This window comes from Candidatus Kinetoplastibacterium galatii TCC219, assembly GCF_000340905.1.
In the GTDB taxonomy this organism is placed as follows: Bacteria; Pseudomonadota; Gammaproteobacteria; order Burkholderiales; family Burkholderiaceae_B; genus Kinetoplastidibacterium; species Kinetoplastidibacterium galati.
Map to the genome: position 1 here is coordinate 711,874 of NC_020284.1, position 17,437 is coordinate 729,310.

The window sequence follows — 17,437 nt, forward strand, 5'->3', positions numbered from 1 at the left end:
GTTCATTTAAATGAATAAACTTATCTAAATTATTTGGTAGTCATATCTTTATGAACACGAAGTCTAGACTTGTACCCATTAATAAAATCTTTAATAGAAGAACGGCCTGAACCTAGTCTCTGTAATTCAGTTAGACGTAATATACCACGCTTGGTGAAAACATTCACACCTCCATCATCAAACGAATCTATGGATCCGGGAACTCCCTCAATGCTACTGTTTTCTAATGGGATAGCATCCCAAACTTTTAAAGATTCAGTAAAATTATTTATTCTTATGATAGCACCTGGATACGGATTAAATGCACGGATTCTTCTAGATAAGGAAATAGCATCATCAGATAAATCTAATAATGCCTCATTTTTTTTTATTTTCTTTGCATAAGTTATATTAGAAGTTGATTGTGGCTCAGGAATTATTGTTTCAATATTTTTTAAAACATAATCGATCGCATAAGATCCTTCTTCGGATAATAATTTTTGTAAATCTAAAGCACTATAATGATTAAGAATTGGAATACTAGACTTAAATAGCACATCACCAGTATCTAATCCCTCATCCATTTTTATAACAGTTATGCCAGTATACTTGTCCCCAGATTCTATTGCACGCTGTATCGGAGCAGCTCCTCGCCATCTTGGTAACAAGCTAGCATGCACATTCACACAACCAAATCTAGGAATATCAAGTATCCATCTAGGCAGTATCATTCCATACGATACTACTATCATAATATCAGGTCTTATGTCTTTTAATTCACAAATAAAATTTGCGGAAAGATTATCTTTATTTAATGTATCAGGCTGTATAACATTTATATTGTTTATCATAGCCAAACGTTTCACAATACCGATTTTTTTTTCCAAACCTCGACCAGAAGGAAGATCAGGCTTGGTTAAAACAGTGTGAATATTATAACCTAGTGATATTAAGCTAAGTAAATGATCATAAGCAAACTCAGAAGTACCTGCAAACAATATACGCATCGCAGCTGTTACCTTATAGTAGACTTAGCAGAAGACGCTATAGTCTTAGTTTTAGATTTTTTACACCTAGATCTTATCCTATCTTGTTTGAAACTTGATAAATATTCTACAAATAACTTTCCATCTAGATGATCGATCTCATGCTGTATGCATCTTGCAAACAAACCGTCAGCATGATATTTAACTTTGTTTCCATCCTTGTCCATGGCAACACAAACAATTTCAGAGAATCTTTCAACCTTATCATATATACCTGGTACAGATAAACATCCTTCATTATCTATCTGTACTTCGTTACTCCTCCATATTATTTCTGGATTAATAAGAGATATAAAATCAGAACCATTACTGTTATTAATATCAATAACAACTATGCGTTCTTGAATATTTACTTGGGTTGCTGCTAACCCAATACCATCCGAATTATACATAGTTTCTAACATATCATATATAATATCCCTAACCCTTGAATCAACAACAGAAACTGGTTTGGCTATATTATAGAGACGTTTATCAGGATAATTCAGTATATTAAGTAGTGCCATTTGAAATAAATATCAGATATTAAATTTACGTCACAAACAATTTGTGATAGTTTTATTCTACAAGTTTATATTATATCAAAGTTTTATAATTCAGTTAAAATAAGACTGTGTGAATATGACTATCTAGTAAATTTCTAGAAATAAATTAAAAGTAATACTCAATGGAATAGAAATGAATGAGTTTGATAACAGTATTACAGACAGAATAAATCATGTTAAACAACTTATTACAGATGCCTGCATTAGATCTGGTCGCAAACCAGATGAAATTAGTATATTACCTGTTAGTAAACATTTTGATACAGAATGTATAGAATCAATGATTAAATCTGGTTTCACATGTTTTGGAGAAAATAGGATACAAGAATTACGTAAAAAATATAATAAAATCAGTAAAAATATTAAGTGGATAATGATTGGAAATCTACAAACTAATAAAGCAAAAGAAGCTATTAATTATATAGATGAATTAGAATCAATGGATAGATTAGAGCTAGCCTTGGTTTTAGATAAACATCTAAAGCTAGAAAAAAAATCATTAAAAACATTAATTCAGGTAAAAACCTCTTCAGAACCACAAAAATATGGCTTAGACCCTGATCAATTAATAGATTTTGTAGGCAAAATCTCTGAAAACTATAGATCTTTAGAAATTGTTGGTCTAATGACTATTGCAGAAAACTCAAAAGATCATAAAATTATAAGAAAATGTTTTAGTTTACTGCGAAATCTAATGGAAAAAGTAAATGAACAAAAAATACCTAGAGTAGACTTAAGAAAACTTTCCATGGGGATGAGTAATGATTTTGAAATTGCAATTGAGGAAGGAGCCACTGAAGTACGTCTAGGTTCTATACTTTTCGGAAAAAGGATTTATACATAGAAGGATATTATCAATATTAAACAATATATTTCAGAATTAAATTTATCGACTTAGGAAACTAAGATTAACAATATTTTTACTAAAATTTATTAATATGCCTATAGATTATTTAAAACGCATTCTAACATCTAAAGTTTATGATGTAGCAATAGAAACAAAATTAGATCCGACTCCTCTTCTAAGCAAGAGAATGTCAAATAACTTGTTATTAAAACGAGAAGATACTCAAGCAGTTTTTAGCTTTAAGCTAAGGGGTGCGTATAATAAGATGGCTAATCTATCTAAAGAAGCTCTGAGCCATGGAGTAATAGCAGCCTCTGCTGGAAATCATGCTCAAGGTGTTGCTCTTTCTGCAACAAGATTAGGTTGTAGAGCAGTAATTGTTATGCCTACTACAAGCCCGCAATTAAAAATAGATGCTGTACGTCGTTTAGGAGGTGAAGTTGTACTGGCAGGAGAAAGTTACACTGATGCATATAATCATGCTTTGCTGCTAGAAAAAGAAGAAAAACTAACCTTTGTCCATCCTTTCGATGATCCAGACGTCATTGCTGGACAAGGTACTGTTGGTATGGAAATACTACATCAGCACCCAGACCCTATAGAAGCTATATTTGTTGCTGTAGGTGGAGGTGGTTTAATAGCAGGTGTTGCTGCATATATAAAACAATTGCGACCAGAAATAAAAATAATTGGAGTACAAACAACTGACTCTGATGCAATGTTACGCAGCATAAAAGCTGGAAAACGTGTACATCTGAAGGATGTTGGACTATTCTCAGATGGAACAGCAGTAAAACTTGTTGGGACTGAGACATTTAAACTGACAAAACAATATGTAGATGAGTTTATTGTTGTTAATACAGACTCGATTTGTGCCGCAATAAAAGATGTTTTTCAGGAAACACGAGTAGTTTTAGAACCAGCTGGCGCCATGTCAGTAGCAGCAGCTAAACAATATGTAATAGAGAAAAATATTAAAGGTAAGACCTTAATAGCTATATCATGCGGTGCAAACATGAATTTCGATAGGCTCAGATTCGTTGCTGAGAGAGCTGATGTCGGTGAAATGCGTGAAGCAGTATTCGCAGTTACAATACCTGAGCAACGTGGTAGCTTTAAGAATTTCTGCCAATTAATTGACAAGCGCAACGTCACAGAATTTAATTACCGAATATCAGATTCAGAAAAAGCGCATGTGTTTGTGGGATTGCAGATATCATCGTCGAGTGAATCAGATGAAATAGCAGAAATATTTCGTCAAAACAAATTTGATGTGCTTGATCTTACATATGATGAGATGGCAAAAAGCCATCTAAGACATATGGTTGGCGGGAAATCAAATCTTAGCGATAACGAGATATTATATAGATTTGAATTTCCAGAACGACCTGGAGCACTTATGAATTTCCTAAATACTATGGATCCTGAATGGAATATTAGCCTTTTCCATTACAGAAATCATGGTGCTGACTATGGACAAATACTAATTGGAATTCAAGTTCCAAGTAAAGATAGAAAACTGTTTAAAGAGTTTTTGACAGAGTTGTCTTACCCTTATTGGGATGAAACAAATAATCCTGCATACAGCTTATTTCTTTAATTACTTAGCTTTTCTTTCCCCATTATCTATTATTAGTTTTTCCATTATTATGGATAATGGGATGATCTATGCTTACTTATATAGTTACCTAGTAGAAAAGATTGCCATTATTTAATTTATACATTTTTATATCATCATAAGGGAGAACATCAGCATGTGTTGCCATTATGACACTGCGATTTGTGCCTACTGCCCTCCTCAAATCCCTGAAGAATTCTTGCTCTAATAGCTTATCTAATCCAGACGTGGGCTCGTCAAGCACAAGAACAGAAGCTGGTGATATTAATGCTCTAGCAAGACATAACCTACGAGCCTGACCAACTGAAAGATTAGATCCTGTTTCAGTAATAAAAGTATCTAGTCCATAAGGTAAATTTCTAATAAAATCCAATAAATTAACTAAATTAAGTATTTCAAATATTAGTTCATCAGAAGCTGATTGATTACCTATAATTATGTTGCTTCTTAATGTTCCTAGAAATATAGCTGGATCATGGCTCAAAAAAGCTATCCTGTTATGCAAATCTGATTGCTTGCATCTTCTTATATCATGACCATTAAAAGTAATAGAACCGCTAGAAACATCTTCTAAACGAAGCAGTAAACTTAATAAAGTAGACTTTCCAGATCCGCTTGGCCCTGTAATAGCAACATGTTCTCCAATATTTATTTTTAAATTTATATTATTTAATACAACAGATTCATAATTATTGTTTATATCAGAATAAGAAAAACTGACATTGCTATATATAATCTCACCATACATTGGTAGATCAACTGGGTTATCTATATCATTTATACTGTTCTTAGTGTTAATGATAGCGCTTATTCTCTCAGATCCTTTGATAGCAGACCCTAAGCAAGAAGATCCTTTTATAATGGAAGAAAACATTTCGAATAAACCAAAAGATGCTAATAATATACCAATTAGCAAAGGAGCTTCAACTTTATTATTCTCAAAGCAACCTATTTCAAAATAAATAATTAGTACTATCCCAAACCCAGATATAATGGATAGTACGTACTGTCCAGTAGCAGCTATAGTGGATAATTTGTTTTTATAATTAGATATTAAGGAGCAAATATAGCTAAATTCTTTTTTCTTGGATTCTTGTAACTGCATGATGGTTATATCAATATGTGAGTCTATAGTTTCCAATATAAAATCTCTCATGTCAGAAGAATATTGTTGAATATACATTCCATTGTTTTTAGAAAATTTTATTAATAATAAAGGAACAAGAATGATAGCAGCACACGAAATAAATGCTATAATCAAAGAGTTTATTGGTATAAACCAATAAAAAAATAGGTAAAATAAAAAAGCCAATATAAGTATCACAATAAATGGTTCTAGAAATAATAAAAATACTATATCTAATATATCGACATCACTAGTTATCCTAGATACTAAATCACCATTACGATACTTAGATAACTCCTTAGGATCTAGTTTAATCATTGATTTAAATACAAAACCACGAAGATCTGATAATAATTTAAAAATAGTAGCATGACCTATCAATTTCTCTGCGTAACGAAATACAACCTTCATTAGTGATAGTATTCTTATAAGCGCAGAAGGCATGAATAGATTAAACATAGCTCCTATATCAACTATATAGGATCCAGTCAACAACCATCCGGAGACTCCTAATAAAACAATTCCAGATGCAGTGGTCATAAATAACAAAATAATAGAAACACACAAATTAAATTTATTATTTGAATATAATGAATATAACAGCCTGAACAATGTTTTCATAAAATATTATTAATCTTACCATTATCCAAGCGCCAAACTATCGGCATATTTTCGTATACGGATGGCGAATGTGTGATTAAAACTAAAGTTTTATTTTTTGAAAAATTAAGTATATTTTGCAGAAGCTTTTTTTCAGTATCTTTATCTAAATGTGCTGTAGGCTCATCTAATAATATAAAATCAGGATCCCTAAGAAATAAACGCGCCATGCTTAATCTTTGAATTTGTCCTCTAGAAATTCCTATTCCCCCTTTGCCTAATACAGTGTCTAGACCTTTAGGAAGATTTTTAATAAAATCATATACTAAAGCTAACCTTGACGCCTCTAATACTTCAGCATAACTAGCCTTAGGATTTGCTATTTTAATATTCTCAAAAATACTATCTTGAAAAATATAAGGATGCTGGCTTACTAAAAAAGTCTTTCTTCGCAAAAAACCTTCATCTAAATGCATTAAGTCATGATCTTCAAATTTAATTTGACCATCATATTTTCTTAATCCTACCATAGACTCCAATAAGGATGTTTTGCCAACACCGCTAACACCTGTTAAAGCTATATGATTGAATCTAATAATATCAAAACTCACTTTATTTAATATATTTTTGTTAGAATTAGAATCTTTAATTTCTAAATCCATTACAGACATTAATATTGAATTTCCTATGGAAGAGCTATGATTAATACTTTTGCAATTTTCGGTACTGGTTAATGATGGATGATTAAGATCAGGCAATCCATTAAATAATTCTTCGATTTTATTTACTGCTGCATGAGCTGATGCTCTATCATGGTAATATAAAGCCATTTGCCTTAAAGGATTATAAACTTCTGGAGCCATTAATAAGAAAAACAAACCTAACTGTAGGTTAAATGACTCTCTTCCTATATTGATAAAATTTAAAAAAGTTAAACCAACGTATACAGCAATACAAGCAACACCCATAGCAGAAAAAAATTCTAATACGGCAGATGATAAAAAAGCAATTTTTAAAACCGACAATGTGCGATCTTTAAGATCATTACTTGCATTTACTACCGAGGTAAGCTCTCGTTCTTCACAGCCATACAATTTTAACGTCATTAGACCTCTTAATCTATCTGCAAAAAAACCAGAAAGCCATGAGAATGCATCTAAGTATTTAATACTGGCGCGCTCTGCACCATAGCCAATTAATGCCATAAATAATGGTATCAAAGGCACACTTATAAATAATATAGTCCCTATTATTTTATCGAAGTAAAATATTATAATTGAAAAAGAAATAGGAACAATTACCGCACTAATAGAGATAGGTAAATATTTGTGAAAATAACCATCCAATAATTCTACTTGCTCAACTATACCACTAGCAATGGAACCAGAAACCTGACCTCTGGTCCATATATAACTATTTTCGTATAAACTTCTATACAATATTTCTCTTATATTAGTTTTTATTATCTCGGATGCTTTTATAGCACATAATTCTTGTACATAAATAATATTCGCACGCATTATTACTAAAAAAGCAAATAAATAAATTGAACTCATCAAATTATCCCTGCTAATATGCTCAACAAAAGCAGAATTCAATATAATAGACAATATCCATGACTGTAAAACTAACAAAACACTACCAAACAACGGCAGTAAAATTGCCAAAAATACATGAAATTTAGCAAAAACAATAAGCTTTCCAAGCCACACTTTTCCTGATTTACCAAGCATATTGCTTTTGCTCATTACAACTAATCAATATTATTATTTTTATATTCAAAAAGTATGCCACTAATAATGCTAAAAGTAGCAGCAAACCCCAACCCCAGAATCCAGGAAAAATACCACATCTATAAATCTCCAATATTAAAAACTAATAAGAATTATGAGATTCTGCAACTGATTTATCATTTACCTTTCCTCTCATAACTCTATACACAAACGAAGTATAAGCTATAACTATAGGTAAAAATAAAAGAGTTGATAAAAACATAACCCAAAGAGTTAAATGGCTTGAGGAAGAATCCCAAACTGTCAATCCACTGCTACAGTTTCCAAAAGATGAAGGCATAAGAAAAGGAAATAAAGAAACTCCAACAGTAACAATTATTGCAGCTATACTCACACTAGAGCCAATGAATGCCGACACATGATACTGTTTGCCAATAGCTATAAATGATGCTATCGGACCTAATATGCCAACTATAGGTACAATACAAACCATAGGCCATTTTTCATAATTTAATAGCCATGCTCCTTTTTGTAATTCTATTACTTTTAATAATGGATTAGAAGGGCCATTATAATCTATAATACTTGTTATAATTTGACCATCAATATTCTTTACTAAAAAACCAGCAACTACAAAAACAACTACGGTTAAAAATGAAAATATTTTCCCATAAAACATAGATCGTTCTTGCAAAACACCTTCTGTTTTCAATGCCAAGAAATTTGCACCATGCATAGCAAGCATTACAACACTCAGCACTCCTGTAACCAGGGAAAAAGGTCTAAACAATCCAAAAAAGTTTCCATTGTAAGAAACTCTTAAACTAATTTGATCAAATTCAATTGGAACACCTAGGATTATATTCCCCATAGCAACACCAAACACTAAAGAAGCCACAACTCCTGAGAAACATAATAAATAATCCCAAGAACTCCGCCATGAACTAGATTCAAGTTTGCTACGATATTTAAACCCAACTGGTCTTATGATTAGCGCAACCAATACCAATAACATTGCTAAGTAGAAACCAGAGAAAGATGCAGCATATATTAAAGGCCAGGCAGCAAAAATAGCACCACCAGCTGTTATTAACCAAACCTGATTACCTTCCCACACGGGGCCAATAGAGTTTATTAACACCCTTCTTTCTTTATCGCTTTTAGCAACTAAAGGCAATAAAGATGCTACACCCAGATCAAAACCATCAGTAACAGCAAAACCAATAAGCAATGCTCCCAAAAATACCCACCACAAGAACCTTAAGGTCGAATATTCTAAAAAAATAAAAGATTCCATGACAATCTCAATAAATGTTATTAATTATCTTTTGAAAAAAGATTATGTCTATCAATATTATCGCCCTCAAAATCAGGACCTTTTCTAATAGCTGCTAACATCAATTTGAAACCTACTATAAATAAAGTAGTGTATATAAGCAAGAAAACACCTAGGCTAATGGATAGATCTAACAATGACAATCCTGAAGCTGCGTAGTAAGTAGGAAGTACACCTTCTATTACCCATGGTTGCCTTCCATACTCTGCAACGAACCAACCACATTCTAACGCAACCCATGGTAGAGGTATGCTAAATAAAAATATCTTCAACAAATATTTATAATTATGCAAACCTTTTTTCATTGAGAACCATAAAGAAGTAGCAAAAAGAATTGCAAAGTAGAATCCAAGAGCAACCATAATTCTAAAACAATAGAACAAGGCGGTAACATTACCTGGAACTGTGTCTAGAGCTGCTTTAGCAATATCATCAGAAGTTGCTTTGCTTAAATCAGATTGGTAGCGTTTAACTAATAAAGCATATCCTAAAGATTTCCAGTTGTTATTGAATAATTCTCTAGCTTCTTTATCATCAGAATTAGCTCTTATTCTTTCTAAAGAATTAAAAGCAACAATACCTCTCAGAATCTCATCTTTTGCAGTTTCAACAAGATCATTAATTCCTGATATTTCCTTATCAAGAGAACGAGTTCCTATTATACCCATAACATAAGGTATTTTAATCTCAAAATCATTCTTACGTTCTTTTTGATTAGGGATAGCCAACAAGTTAAAAGAAGCCGGCGCCGGTTCAGTTTCCCACATCGATTCTATAGCTGCAATTTTCATCTTCTGATGGCTAGAAGCTAGATATCCACTCTCATCACCTAGTACTATAGAAGAAAGTGACCCAAAAAATCCAAATGCTACAGCAACTGATAATGATCTCTTAGCAATTTCCAGATTACGACCCTTAAGCAGGTACCAAGAACTAATACCACAAACAAAAATGGCGCCAGTGATATAACCTGCACTAACTGTATGCAAAAACTTGCTTTGTGCTGTCTCGCTAAGAAGAACAGAAAAAAAACTATCCATCTCCATTCTCATGGTGTCTGGATTAAAAGAAGCACCTACTGGATTCTGCATCCAAGCATTGGCTACTAAAATCCATAGAGCAGATAAATTAGTACCGAAAGCCACTAACCAAGTAACTATTAAATGCCCGATTTTAGATAGACGATCCCAGCCGAAAAAGAATAAACCAACAAATGTAGCCTCCAGAAAGAAAGCTGATAAACCTTCAAGTGCTAAAGGAGCTCCGAAAATATCTCCAACATAGTGACTATAGTAAGACCAATTCATGCCAAATTGGAATTCCATCACAACGCCCGTTGCAACACCTAAAGCAAAATTAATGCCAAATAAAGTACCCCAGAATATCGTGATACGCTTCCATATCTCTTTGCCAGTAATCACATAAACACTTTCCATAATCGCAAGCAACACAGACAATCCAAGCGTTAATGGAACAAAAATGAAATGATAAAAAGCTGTAGCAGCAAATTGAAGTCTGGAAAGATCGACTACGTCAAGATAACCCATCAAAATCCCTTTTTCTATGAGAAACAGATAACCCAACTACATAAGACACAATAACAAACCCATAAGTATATAAGTACTATAGATTTAATCTAAAAAAACTTATGTATAAAAAACCATGAAACTCACCAGCATTTAACAAACAACTTTAATATTGCTGATAAACAAATCATCGATATAGTATAATTCTACAACTTTGATTAGCTTAACAATAGTTATTTGATCTATAAGAGATAATTATTACAAAACTAATGATAACTAAACAACAAATAACGACATTGCGACATAAACTAAACATTACATGGACATAAAAATATCAAATGAAGATGTTATCTCATCTGCTCACAGGACTTTGAGAATCGAAGCTAGAGCAATTGAGGAAATATCATTTAGATTAAATAATGAGTTTATCCTATCGGTAAAAATGTTATTATCGTGCAAGGGCAGAGTTATAGTTAGCGGAATAGGTAAAACAGGTCACATCGGCAGGAAAATAGCAGCCACCTTAGCATCTACTGGAACTCCAGCTTTTTTTGTGCATGCAGCGGAAGCTATGCACGGTGATTTAGGTATGTTAACTAAAAATGATGTCCTCGTAGCTATATCTTATTCAGGATCAGGTCCTGAACTTTTGTCAATCTTGCCAACTGCTAAAAGACTAGGTATAAAAATAATAGCTATTACAGGAAACATAAAGTCAGAAATAGCTAATCTATCTGATTCTATTTTAGATATAAACGTACAGCAAGAAGCATGTCCATTGAATCTAGCACCAACTGCTAGTACAACTGCAGCATTAGCACTAGGTGATGCTCTAGCGGTAGCATGCTTAGAACTTAGATGTTTTAATCTTAATGATTTTGCTAGATCTCACCCTGGTGGAACACTGGGAAGAAACTTGTTAACATTAGTTCAAGATATAATGCGACCCATAGAATTATTGCCAATAGTGCACCCAAGCTTATCAATACTTGAAGCATTAGATATAATATCAAGCAAAAATATGGGCATGGCGATAATTATTGATGATAATAAGATACCTCTAGGTATATTTACAGATGGAGACTTGAGACGATTATTGATAAAACATAAAGGTGATATTTGCAAAATTAGCATACTAAGTGGTATGAGTTCAAAACCATATTGCATACCACCTAGAGCTTTAGCCATAGAGGCTGCTAAAACAATGCATGAAAAACAAATAAATCAAATTATAGTACTAGATGAAGGCAGTTCATTAATAGGAGCTCTTCATATACATGATCTAATTAATGCAAAAATAATATAGCATGATATATCCAAAAGAATTTACAGAGATGTTATTGCAAGATATCCCAGAGAATATTATAAATTCTATTTCTAAAATTAAGCTTATGATTTTTGATGTAGATGGAGTATTTACTGATGGAAGCATGTTATACACTAAACATGGAGAACATGTAAAAAAATTTAATGCACTTGACGGGAAGGGAGTTCAATTGCTTATAAATAAAGGCATAGAAGTAGCTATTATATCTGGCAGGGAAAATGATGCAGTATTGTATAGAATGATTGAACTTGGAATCAAATTCATATATCAAAATGTTATTGCAAAACTAGATACAGTAATATCATTATCTAATATTTTAAACATTTCAATTAATAATATAGGATTCATGGGTGACGATATAATAGATATGGATGTTATGAATAAAGTTTCTTTCTCTGCAAGTGTTCCTAATGCACCTAAATATGTTCAGAGTATTGCTAACTGGGTATCAAAAAGCAATGGTGGTAATGGGGCAGTAAGAGAATGCTGTGATTTGATTCTAGCTGTTAAACAAAATTACTTGATTCATTATTAATTAATGGTAATACGTGCATACAGAGTTCTTACAATATTAATAATGCTATCTGTTTTTATTTTATTAGCGAATTTAAACTGGAATATACTATGTAGTAACTATCAAGTAGAACAAGCTGATAGCGAAACAATTGAGTACTATGGAAATAATTTTTTTGTTATAGAGATAGACGAGAATGATGAAACTGTGAAAATCATAAATGGGGAATCAGCATATAAAACAATTGATAATGAAACAGTAAAAATTAAAAATCCAAATATAATATTTAACAAAAAATAATAAACAATAGAATCATAAAAGATATTTATGATAAAAAAATCTGTTCTAGCTAGAGTAGGCATGCTTATCTCTATAGCAATAACGCTAATAATAAGAAGTGGCCCAGCAAATTCAAAAAGCCTAGAAATATTTTCACAAAATAAACCAAGTCTAAAACTATCGTCTAATGAGCTAATTTATAATGATTCAATCAATGGATATCTTTTGCTAAGCAATATGCTAATAGAATATGGAACAATTAGTATTAAGTCAGATAACTTTGTTATATACACCAATAACTACGATATAAATAATTCTATAGTTTTGTCTATAGTGGCTAAGAATACAATAAATGAGATATTTTCTAAATTTTGTATCTTTAATCAACATGAATTAGTTATTGAAAGCAAAATAATTGAATGTAATGGCTCAATGAATGAGATTAAAATTACAGATGTTATCATCAAAAACATGGATGACAAAACACCTTTGTGTTGTATCATAGCCCCAACTATAGTAATCAATACAAAAAATGGAACATTTAAAGCATATAAAGTAGATAATAATAAAGTCAGGGTAATGATTCCCTCTATTTTAGATTTCAAGAAATTCAAACCTATTGAGTAAAATAACATTAGAATGCTTACAAATATTATAAACAATTGTAAAAACAATTATTCAATACTAAAAGCAAATAATATTAAAAAATCATACAATGGGAGAGATACGGTTAAAGATATTTCTCTATATGTGAAAAACAGCGAGATTGTTGGTTTGCTAGGTCCTAATGGCGCAGGTAAAACAACTAGTTTCTATATGATTCTAGGAATAATACCTGTTGATTCTGGATCTATAGAAATAGATGAGGAAAATATAACAAATTTACCCATATATAAACGATCATTATTAGGAATATCGTATTTACCACAAGATGCCTCAGTATTCCGTGGATTAAATGTAGAAAATAATATTAAAGCTATTTTAGAGATTCAAAAAAGAAATGGGAAAAAACTATCCAAAATAGAAATTAATGAATATACAAATACACTACTCGATCAGTTACAGATTTCAAATATTCGTCGTAATATGGCAATATCACTATCAGGTGGTGAGCGACGCAGGGTAGAAATAGCAAGGGTTCTAGCAACAGAACCAAGATTCATACTGTTAGACGAACCATTTGCAGGAGTTGACCCAATATCCATACTAGAAATACAAAAAATTATTGTCTTCTTAAAATCTCGTAACATAGGAATACTTATTACAGATCATAATGTTAGAGAAACTTTAGGGATATGTGATAGAGCCTATATAATAAACGAAGGTAGTGTCATATCTAGTGGGAGACCAGATAAAATTATAAATAATGAATTAGTTAGAAAGGTATACTTAGGAGATAAATTCAACATGTAAATGTTGTTTCCATTCTTTATTAAGCATAGAATATCAGTTCACTCTCAGAATAACAGGAGAATGTTATGGATCTAAATATAATAGGTCGTAACGTAGAGATAACTACGGCAATGAATGAGTATATATCGAAAAAGTTAAGTAACACCTTACTTAGAATTGATAGCGAATTATATGCTAGTGTTTCTGTTTATATAGAGCACTCACAACATAATATAGAAATAAATATTAGACATATAAATAGAACTATATTACATTGCAAATCATCTGATACCAACCTATATGATGCAGTGGATAGTTTAGCGGAAAAAGTAAATAGACAACTTGTTAAACTAAAAGAAAAAGAACAAGAAAAATTTTTCTAATTATTTATGCATTAAGATAATTGTCAATAATCTTGCATTTTTTATTTTATTTAGTTACCAAATAACTGAATTGTAAATCAGTTATCGATTCTAACTATGACGAGATTATAATTATTGTGGATATTTTTCATTAACGATAAATTTAACAATACATTTAGGTATGCTACCAACACTACAAGAATTAGTTCAGGATAATAATGAGAAAATAAAATTTCAATGGATAGCAGGACAGTCGTCCTCTAATCGATTAATATCAGATGAAGATACTTCTGCTGCTAATATTGTTGGACACCTGAATCTTATTCATCCATCTAGAATACAAATTTTTGGATTGGAAGAGATGGACTATTACATCCGTCTTGAAAAAAGTAGACAAATAAACTACATAAAAGAATTATACAATGGGAAATCTCCTGCTATTTTAATAGCAAATAATCTACAGGCTCCTCAAATTTTAATTAATAACTGTAGTCAATATAACATACCTCTGTTGTCAACTCACATAGATGCAGCAAAACTAATAGATATTCTGAGAGTGTATATTAGTAAAAAACTGGCACCTATTGAGACTATTCATGGTGTATTCTTAGACGTATTCGGCATAGGGGTACTCATTACCGGCAAATCAGGGCTTGGAAAAAGTGAGCTGGCTCTCGAGCTTATATCACGAGGCCATGTATTAATAGCAGATGATGTTGTGGAATTGTTTCAGGTTGCTCCAAGTATTGTAGAAGGTAAATGTCCAGCATTATTGCAAAATTTACTAGAAGTTCGAGGACTTGGGCTATTAGACATAAGAACAATATTTGGAGAAATTGCTGTACGCCATAAAATGAGATTGAAACTTGTGGTTAATTTAACAAAACAGTCTAGCAATGATACTAGTTTTGAAAGACTTCCTCTGCAAAAAGTAGTTACTCAAAATATCCTTGGAATACCTATAAGGTCTGTCACTATACAGGTTGCTGCTGGCAGGAATCTCGCGGTTATAGTTGAGGCTGCTGTAAGGAATACTATTCTACAAATGCGAGGTATAGACACACTTGGTGATTTTATAGAACGACAAACTATTGCAATATTAAGTAACAACACATAGATTTCTATTGTAATGATTGAAATAAGATTATTTTTATAACATAATTACCATGCAAAAAGTCATTATTGAAATGCTAGAGCATTATAGATATAGAATGTCCTGTTGAGCTATAAAAGTTACCATGAAATGCTACTTGAATTTTAGGTAAAATTTATACTTTGTGTTTGATATATAAAATATATCATTAATAAAATAGAAAAATAGCTTTAATAATCAAAAAATAAAACTGAATCCTTATCTGAATGAACTTAACTAGAAAAAGATTATTCTTTAGTTAAGAAAACAAAAACATATAATTAACATATCTAAAGAAATATATTAGTTAACAATTTGACAGTTAACGAAATGAACGTGAGGATATTGAGAGTTTATTTATATAAGACATAATTTAATATTTATATTATTCGTCAAATTGACTAGCATAACAGTAGCCAAGATGAGCAACGAACAGCTTAAATTAATATTATAAAGAAAAAGTTGAAGATAAAAAATTTGCAAACTTACTTTTAATATATTAAATAAATGATTCACCATGTTCCCATTCTGCAAGGCATTTAGAATTTTTAGAACAATCTGTGTATAAATGCCCTTCATGGTTAAGCAATTGTTGTTTTCTACTTAAACCACCAGAGAATCCAGATAATTCTGTATTTATAGCAACAACTCTGTGACATGGGTTTAATATTAAAATCGGATTATGACTAATTGCTTGTGAAACTGCTCGATATGATTTAGGTCTTCCTAAGAAGCAAGAAAATTCTTTATAGCTTATCGTATTTCCGAATCGTAAAAATCTCAGATTGCTCCACACTGATTTTTGAAAATCAGTACCGTAAAACTTTAAAGGCAAGTCAAAATCAAATCTTTCTTTTCTGAACCATTGATTCAATTGATTAATAGCAATATTAAGTACAGGTGAAACTCCAAGTTTTAAAACATAATGGTTCTTAATATTATTAGTAAAAATACTATCCATATCACAGAATGAAACACTAATGATACTATCATTTACAGAAACTAGCTTAATAGTACCCATAGGGCTTTCAAAAAAACAGTAAAACATATACTCTCTTTCTTCAATCATGATCATCATTCCCCACTAGATTTAAGTTTAATAGCTTTGTTATAAAGAAATTTTCTTGAGATTCCAGTCGATCCAGATACAACTCTAGCTGCTTCAGATAAAGTCATGTAGCTAAGTAAACTTTTTATTAATTCGTCAATGTTTATTAGTACATCTGTTTCTATATCTTTAGATTCATTACTATGAAGAATAAGAACAAATTCACCTCTAAAATAATCAGAGTTGGCTGATAATAACCTAGAAGTTTCACCAAGAGAGATCGTATCTATTTTCTCGAATTTTTTAGTAAGCTCCTTTGCTATTGTAAGGATTCGCTCATCACCGCATATTTTTCTTAAGTCTTCTAAACTATCTATTATCCTATGAGAAGATTCGAATATTATTACTGGGAATTTTTTATTGCTCCATTCCTTAAACCAAAGTAATCTTTGACTTCGTTTAGATGGCACAAAACCAGCAAAAGCATATGAAGGATTCTCATCTGTAGTAACTCCACTACTCATAAGTGCAGCAGTAACAGAACTAGCACCTGGAATCGGTATAATTCTATAACCATAAGATCCAACTTCCGATATAATTCTAGATCCTGGATCACTTATGCCAGGGGTGCCTGCATCTGATACTAAAGCAACTCTTTTTCCAGAACCTAAGTACTGACAAATTTTCCTAGATGCTTCCAATTCATTATGCCGATGTGCTGAGATTAATTTGTTTTCTATCCCATAAAACCTCAATAAATGATAACTGACCCTGGTATCCTCTGCAGCAATTAAATCAACCATGGATAATGAATAAATAGCTCTAAAACTTATATCGGATAAATTTCCAATAGGAGTTGACACTATATAAAGAGTAGATATAGGCCAATCTTGCATAGCAACTTGTTCTATAGCAAATTTAAAATCCATGTTTTTTAAAAAATCTGTCTTATCCATATTTGATTATGTACAATTTAAAGTTGAAAAAATACAATAAAAAATTCTCTAATAAAATAAATACTAACTAA

Annotated in this window: 18 protein-coding genes; 9 read left to right on the forward strand and 9 right to left on the reverse strand. The window is 31.5% G+C overall.

Going from position 1 to position 17,437, the window contains the following annotated elements; genetic code table 11:
- Positions 1 to 29: 29 nt before the first annotated feature.
- Together fmt and def are read right to left on the reverse strand one after the other, a co-directional pair.
- Positions 30 to 986 (reverse strand): methionyl-tRNA formyltransferase, encoded by a 957-nt coding sequence (gene fmt, locus ST1E_RS03305; RefSeq protein WP_015389824.1) that lies wholly within the window; start codon positions 984 to 986, stop codon positions 30 to 32.
- Positions 987 to 994: 8 nt separating this feature from the next.
- Positions 995 to 1,531, reverse strand: coding sequence for a peptide deformylase (def, locus tag ST1E_RS03310; protein ID WP_015389825.1), 537 nt, complete (start codon positions 1,529 to 1,531; stop codon positions 995 to 997).
- Between the two features lie 172 nt (positions 1,532 to 1,703).
- Here def and ST1E_RS03315 point away from each other — a divergent pair, with 172 nt between their 5' ends.
- Both ST1E_RS03315 and ilvA read left to right on the forward strand, forming a co-directional pair.
- Entirely contained in the window at positions 1,704 to 2,414 is a 711-nt protein-coding gene (locus ST1E_RS03315) for a YggS family pyridoxal phosphate-dependent enzyme (protein ID WP_015389826.1), read from the forward strand.
- A 94-nt stretch (positions 2,415 to 2,508) separates the two neighbouring features.
- Complete coding sequence (gene ilvA / locus ST1E_RS03320; protein ID WP_015389827.1) at positions 2,509 to 4,017, forward strand: threonine ammonia-lyase, biosynthetic; 1,509 nt, start codon at positions 2,509 to 2,511, stop codon at positions 4,015 to 4,017.
- Between the two features lie 88 nt (positions 4,018 to 4,105).
- Here the strand turns inward: ilvA and cydC are convergent, their stop codons facing one another.
- The 5 genes from cydC to ST1E_RS03340 are packed head-to-tail and all read right to left on the reverse strand — an operon-like array spanning position 4,106 to position 10,377.
- On the reverse strand, positions 4,106 to 5,782 hold the full coding sequence (gene cydC, locus ST1E_RS03325) for a thiol reductant ABC exporter subunit CydC (RefSeq protein WP_015389828.1): 1,677 nt from the start codon (positions 5,780 to 5,782) through the stop codon (positions 4,106 to 4,108).
- Positions 5,779 to 7,509, reverse strand: a complete 1,731-nt coding sequence (cydD, locus tag ST1E_RS03330; protein WP_015389829.1) for a thiol reductant ABC exporter subunit CydD — start codon at positions 7,507 to 7,509, stop codon at positions 5,779 to 5,781. The genes cydC and cydD overlap by 4 nt, the downstream gene beginning before the upstream one ends.
- A gap of 5 nt (positions 7,510 to 7,514) precedes the next feature.
- On the reverse strand, positions 7,515 to 7,613 hold the full coding sequence (gene cydX, locus ST1E_RS04000) for a cytochrome bd-I oxidase subunit CydX (RefSeq protein ID WP_083877877.1): 99 nt from the start codon (positions 7,611 to 7,613) through the stop codon (positions 7,515 to 7,517).
- A 23-nt stretch (positions 7,614 to 7,636) separates the two neighbouring features.
- The gene (gene cydB, locus ST1E_RS03335) at positions 7,637 to 8,791 is read right to left on the reverse strand and encodes a cytochrome d ubiquinol oxidase subunit II (RefSeq protein ID WP_015389830.1); all 1,155 of its coding nucleotides are present in this window, start codon (positions 8,789 to 8,791) and stop codon (positions 7,637 to 7,639) included.
- Between the two features lie 20 nt (positions 8,792 to 8,811).
- Positions 8,812 to 10,377 (reverse strand): cytochrome ubiquinol oxidase subunit I, encoded by a 1,566-nt coding sequence (locus ST1E_RS03340; protein WP_015389831.1) that lies wholly within the window; start codon positions 10,375 to 10,377, stop codon positions 8,812 to 8,814.
- 298 nt (positions 10,378 to 10,675) lie between these two features.
- On the opposite strand from ST1E_RS03340, the gene ST1E_RS03345 reads away from it, so the two are divergent.
- From ST1E_RS03345 to hprK, 7 genes are all read left to right on the forward strand, one after another.
- Complete coding sequence (locus ST1E_RS03345) at positions 10,676 to 11,662, forward strand: KpsF/GutQ family sugar-phosphate isomerase (protein WP_015389832.1); 987 nt, start codon at positions 10,676 to 10,678, stop codon at positions 11,660 to 11,662.
- A gap of 1 nt (position 11,663) precedes the next feature.
- Positions 11,664 to 12,218, forward strand: a complete 555-nt coding sequence (locus tag ST1E_RS03350; protein WP_015389833.1) for a KdsC family phosphatase — start codon at positions 11,664 to 11,666, stop codon at positions 12,216 to 12,218.
- 42 nt (positions 12,219 to 12,260) lie between these two features.
- Entirely contained in the window at positions 12,261 to 12,497 is a 237-nt protein-coding gene (gene lptC, locus ST1E_RS03355) for an LPS export ABC transporter periplasmic protein LptC (protein WP_015389834.1), read from the forward strand.
- A gap of 27 nt (positions 12,498 to 12,524) precedes the next feature.
- The gene (locus ST1E_RS03360; protein ID WP_015389835.1) at positions 12,525 to 13,103 is read left to right on the forward strand and encodes a hypothetical protein; all 579 of its coding nucleotides are present in this window, start codon (positions 12,525 to 12,527) and stop codon (positions 13,101 to 13,103) included.
- A gap of 12 nt (positions 13,104 to 13,115) precedes the next feature.
- Entirely contained in the window at positions 13,116 to 13,889 is a 774-nt protein-coding gene (lptB, locus tag ST1E_RS03365; RefSeq protein ID WP_015389836.1) for an LPS export ABC transporter ATP-binding protein, read from the forward strand.
- Between the two features lie 65 nt (positions 13,890 to 13,954).
- The gene (gene hpf, locus ST1E_RS03370; RefSeq protein WP_015389837.1) at positions 13,955 to 14,251 is read left to right on the forward strand and encodes a ribosome hibernation-promoting factor, HPF/YfiA family; all 297 of its coding nucleotides are present in this window, start codon (positions 13,955 to 13,957) and stop codon (positions 14,249 to 14,251) included.
- A gap of 160 nt (positions 14,252 to 14,411) precedes the next feature.
- Positions 14,412 to 15,347: an HPr(Ser) kinase/phosphatase gene (gene hprK, locus ST1E_RS03375; protein WP_015389838.1), complete on the forward strand. Its 936-nt coding sequence runs from the start codon at positions 14,412 to 14,414 to the stop codon at positions 15,345 to 15,347.
- A gap of 514 nt (positions 15,348 to 15,861) precedes the next feature.
- Here the strand turns inward: hprK and ST1E_RS03380 are convergent.
- Positions 15,862 to 16,431 (reverse strand): methylated-DNA--[protein]-cysteine S-methyltransferase, encoded by a 570-nt coding sequence (locus ST1E_RS03380; RefSeq protein ID WP_015389839.1) that lies wholly within the window; start codon positions 16,429 to 16,431, stop codon positions 15,862 to 15,864.
- 5 nt (positions 16,432 to 16,436) lie between these two features.
- Positions 16,437 to 17,366: a 16S rRNA (cytidine(1402)-2'-O)-methyltransferase gene (gene rsmI / locus ST1E_RS03385; protein ID WP_015389840.1), complete on the reverse strand. Its 930-nt coding sequence runs from the start codon at positions 17,364 to 17,366 to the stop codon at positions 16,437 to 16,439.
- Positions 17,367 to 17,437: the final 71 nt, after the last annotated feature.

Bases quoted from the DNA above. Each gene is read 5' to 3' on its own strand.
- fmt (WP_015389824.1), bottom strand. From the start codon at position 986: ATGCGTATATTGTTTGCAGGTACTTCTGAGTTTGCTTATGATCATTTA.
- def (WP_015389825.1), bottom strand. From the start codon at position 1,531: ATGGCACTACTTAATATACTGAATTATCCTGATAAACGTCTCTATAAT.
- ST1E_RS03315 (WP_015389826.1), top strand. From the start codon at position 1,704: ATGAATGAGTTTGATAACAGTATTACAGACAGAATAAATCATGTTAAA.
- ilvA (WP_015389827.1), top strand. From the start codon at position 2,509: ATGCCTATAGATTATTTAAAACGCATTCTAACATCTAAAGTTTATGAT.
- cydC (WP_015389828.1), bottom strand. From the start codon at position 5,782: ATGAAAACATTGTTCAGGCTGTTATATTCATTATATTCAAATAATAAA.
- cydD (WP_015389829.1), bottom strand. From the start codon at position 7,509: ATGAGCAAAAGCAATATGCTTGGTAAATCAGGAAAAGTGTGGCTTGGA.
- cydX (WP_083877877.1), bottom strand. From the start codon at position 7,613: ATGTGGTATTTTTCCTGGATTCTGGGGTTGGGGTTTGCTGCTACTTTT.
- cydB (WP_015389830.1), bottom strand. From the start codon at position 8,791: ATGGAATCTTTTATTTTTTTAGAATATTCGACCTTAAGGTTCTTGTGG.
- ST1E_RS03340 (WP_015389831.1), bottom strand. From the start codon at position 10,377: ATGGGTTATCTTGACGTAGTCGATCTTTCCAGACTTCAATTTGCTGCT.
- ST1E_RS03345 (WP_015389832.1), top strand. From the start codon at position 10,676: ATGGACATAAAAATATCAAATGAAGATGTTATCTCATCTGCTCACAGG.
- ST1E_RS03350 (WP_015389833.1), top strand. From the start codon at position 11,664: ATGATATATCCAAAAGAATTTACAGAGATGTTATTGCAAGATATCCCA.
- lptC (WP_015389834.1), top strand. From the start codon at position 12,261: ATGCTATCTGTTTTTATTTTATTAGCGAATTTAAACTGGAATATACTA.
- ST1E_RS03360 (WP_015389835.1), top strand. From the start codon at position 12,525: ATGATAAAAAAATCTGTTCTAGCTAGAGTAGGCATGCTTATCTCTATA.
- lptB (WP_015389836.1), top strand. From the start codon at position 13,116: ATGCTTACAAATATTATAAACAATTGTAAAAACAATTATTCAATACTA.
- hpf (WP_015389837.1), top strand. From the start codon at position 13,955: ATGGATCTAAATATAATAGGTCGTAACGTAGAGATAACTACGGCAATG.
- hprK (WP_015389838.1), top strand. From the start codon at position 14,412: ATGCTACCAACACTACAAGAATTAGTTCAGGATAATAATGAGAAAATA.
- ST1E_RS03380 (WP_015389839.1), bottom strand. From the start codon at position 16,431: ATGATTGAAGAAAGAGAGTATATGTTTTACTGTTTTTTTGAAAGCCCT.
- rsmI (WP_015389840.1), bottom strand. From the start codon at position 17,366: ATGGATAAGACAGATTTTTTAAAAAACATGGATTTTAAATTTGCTATA.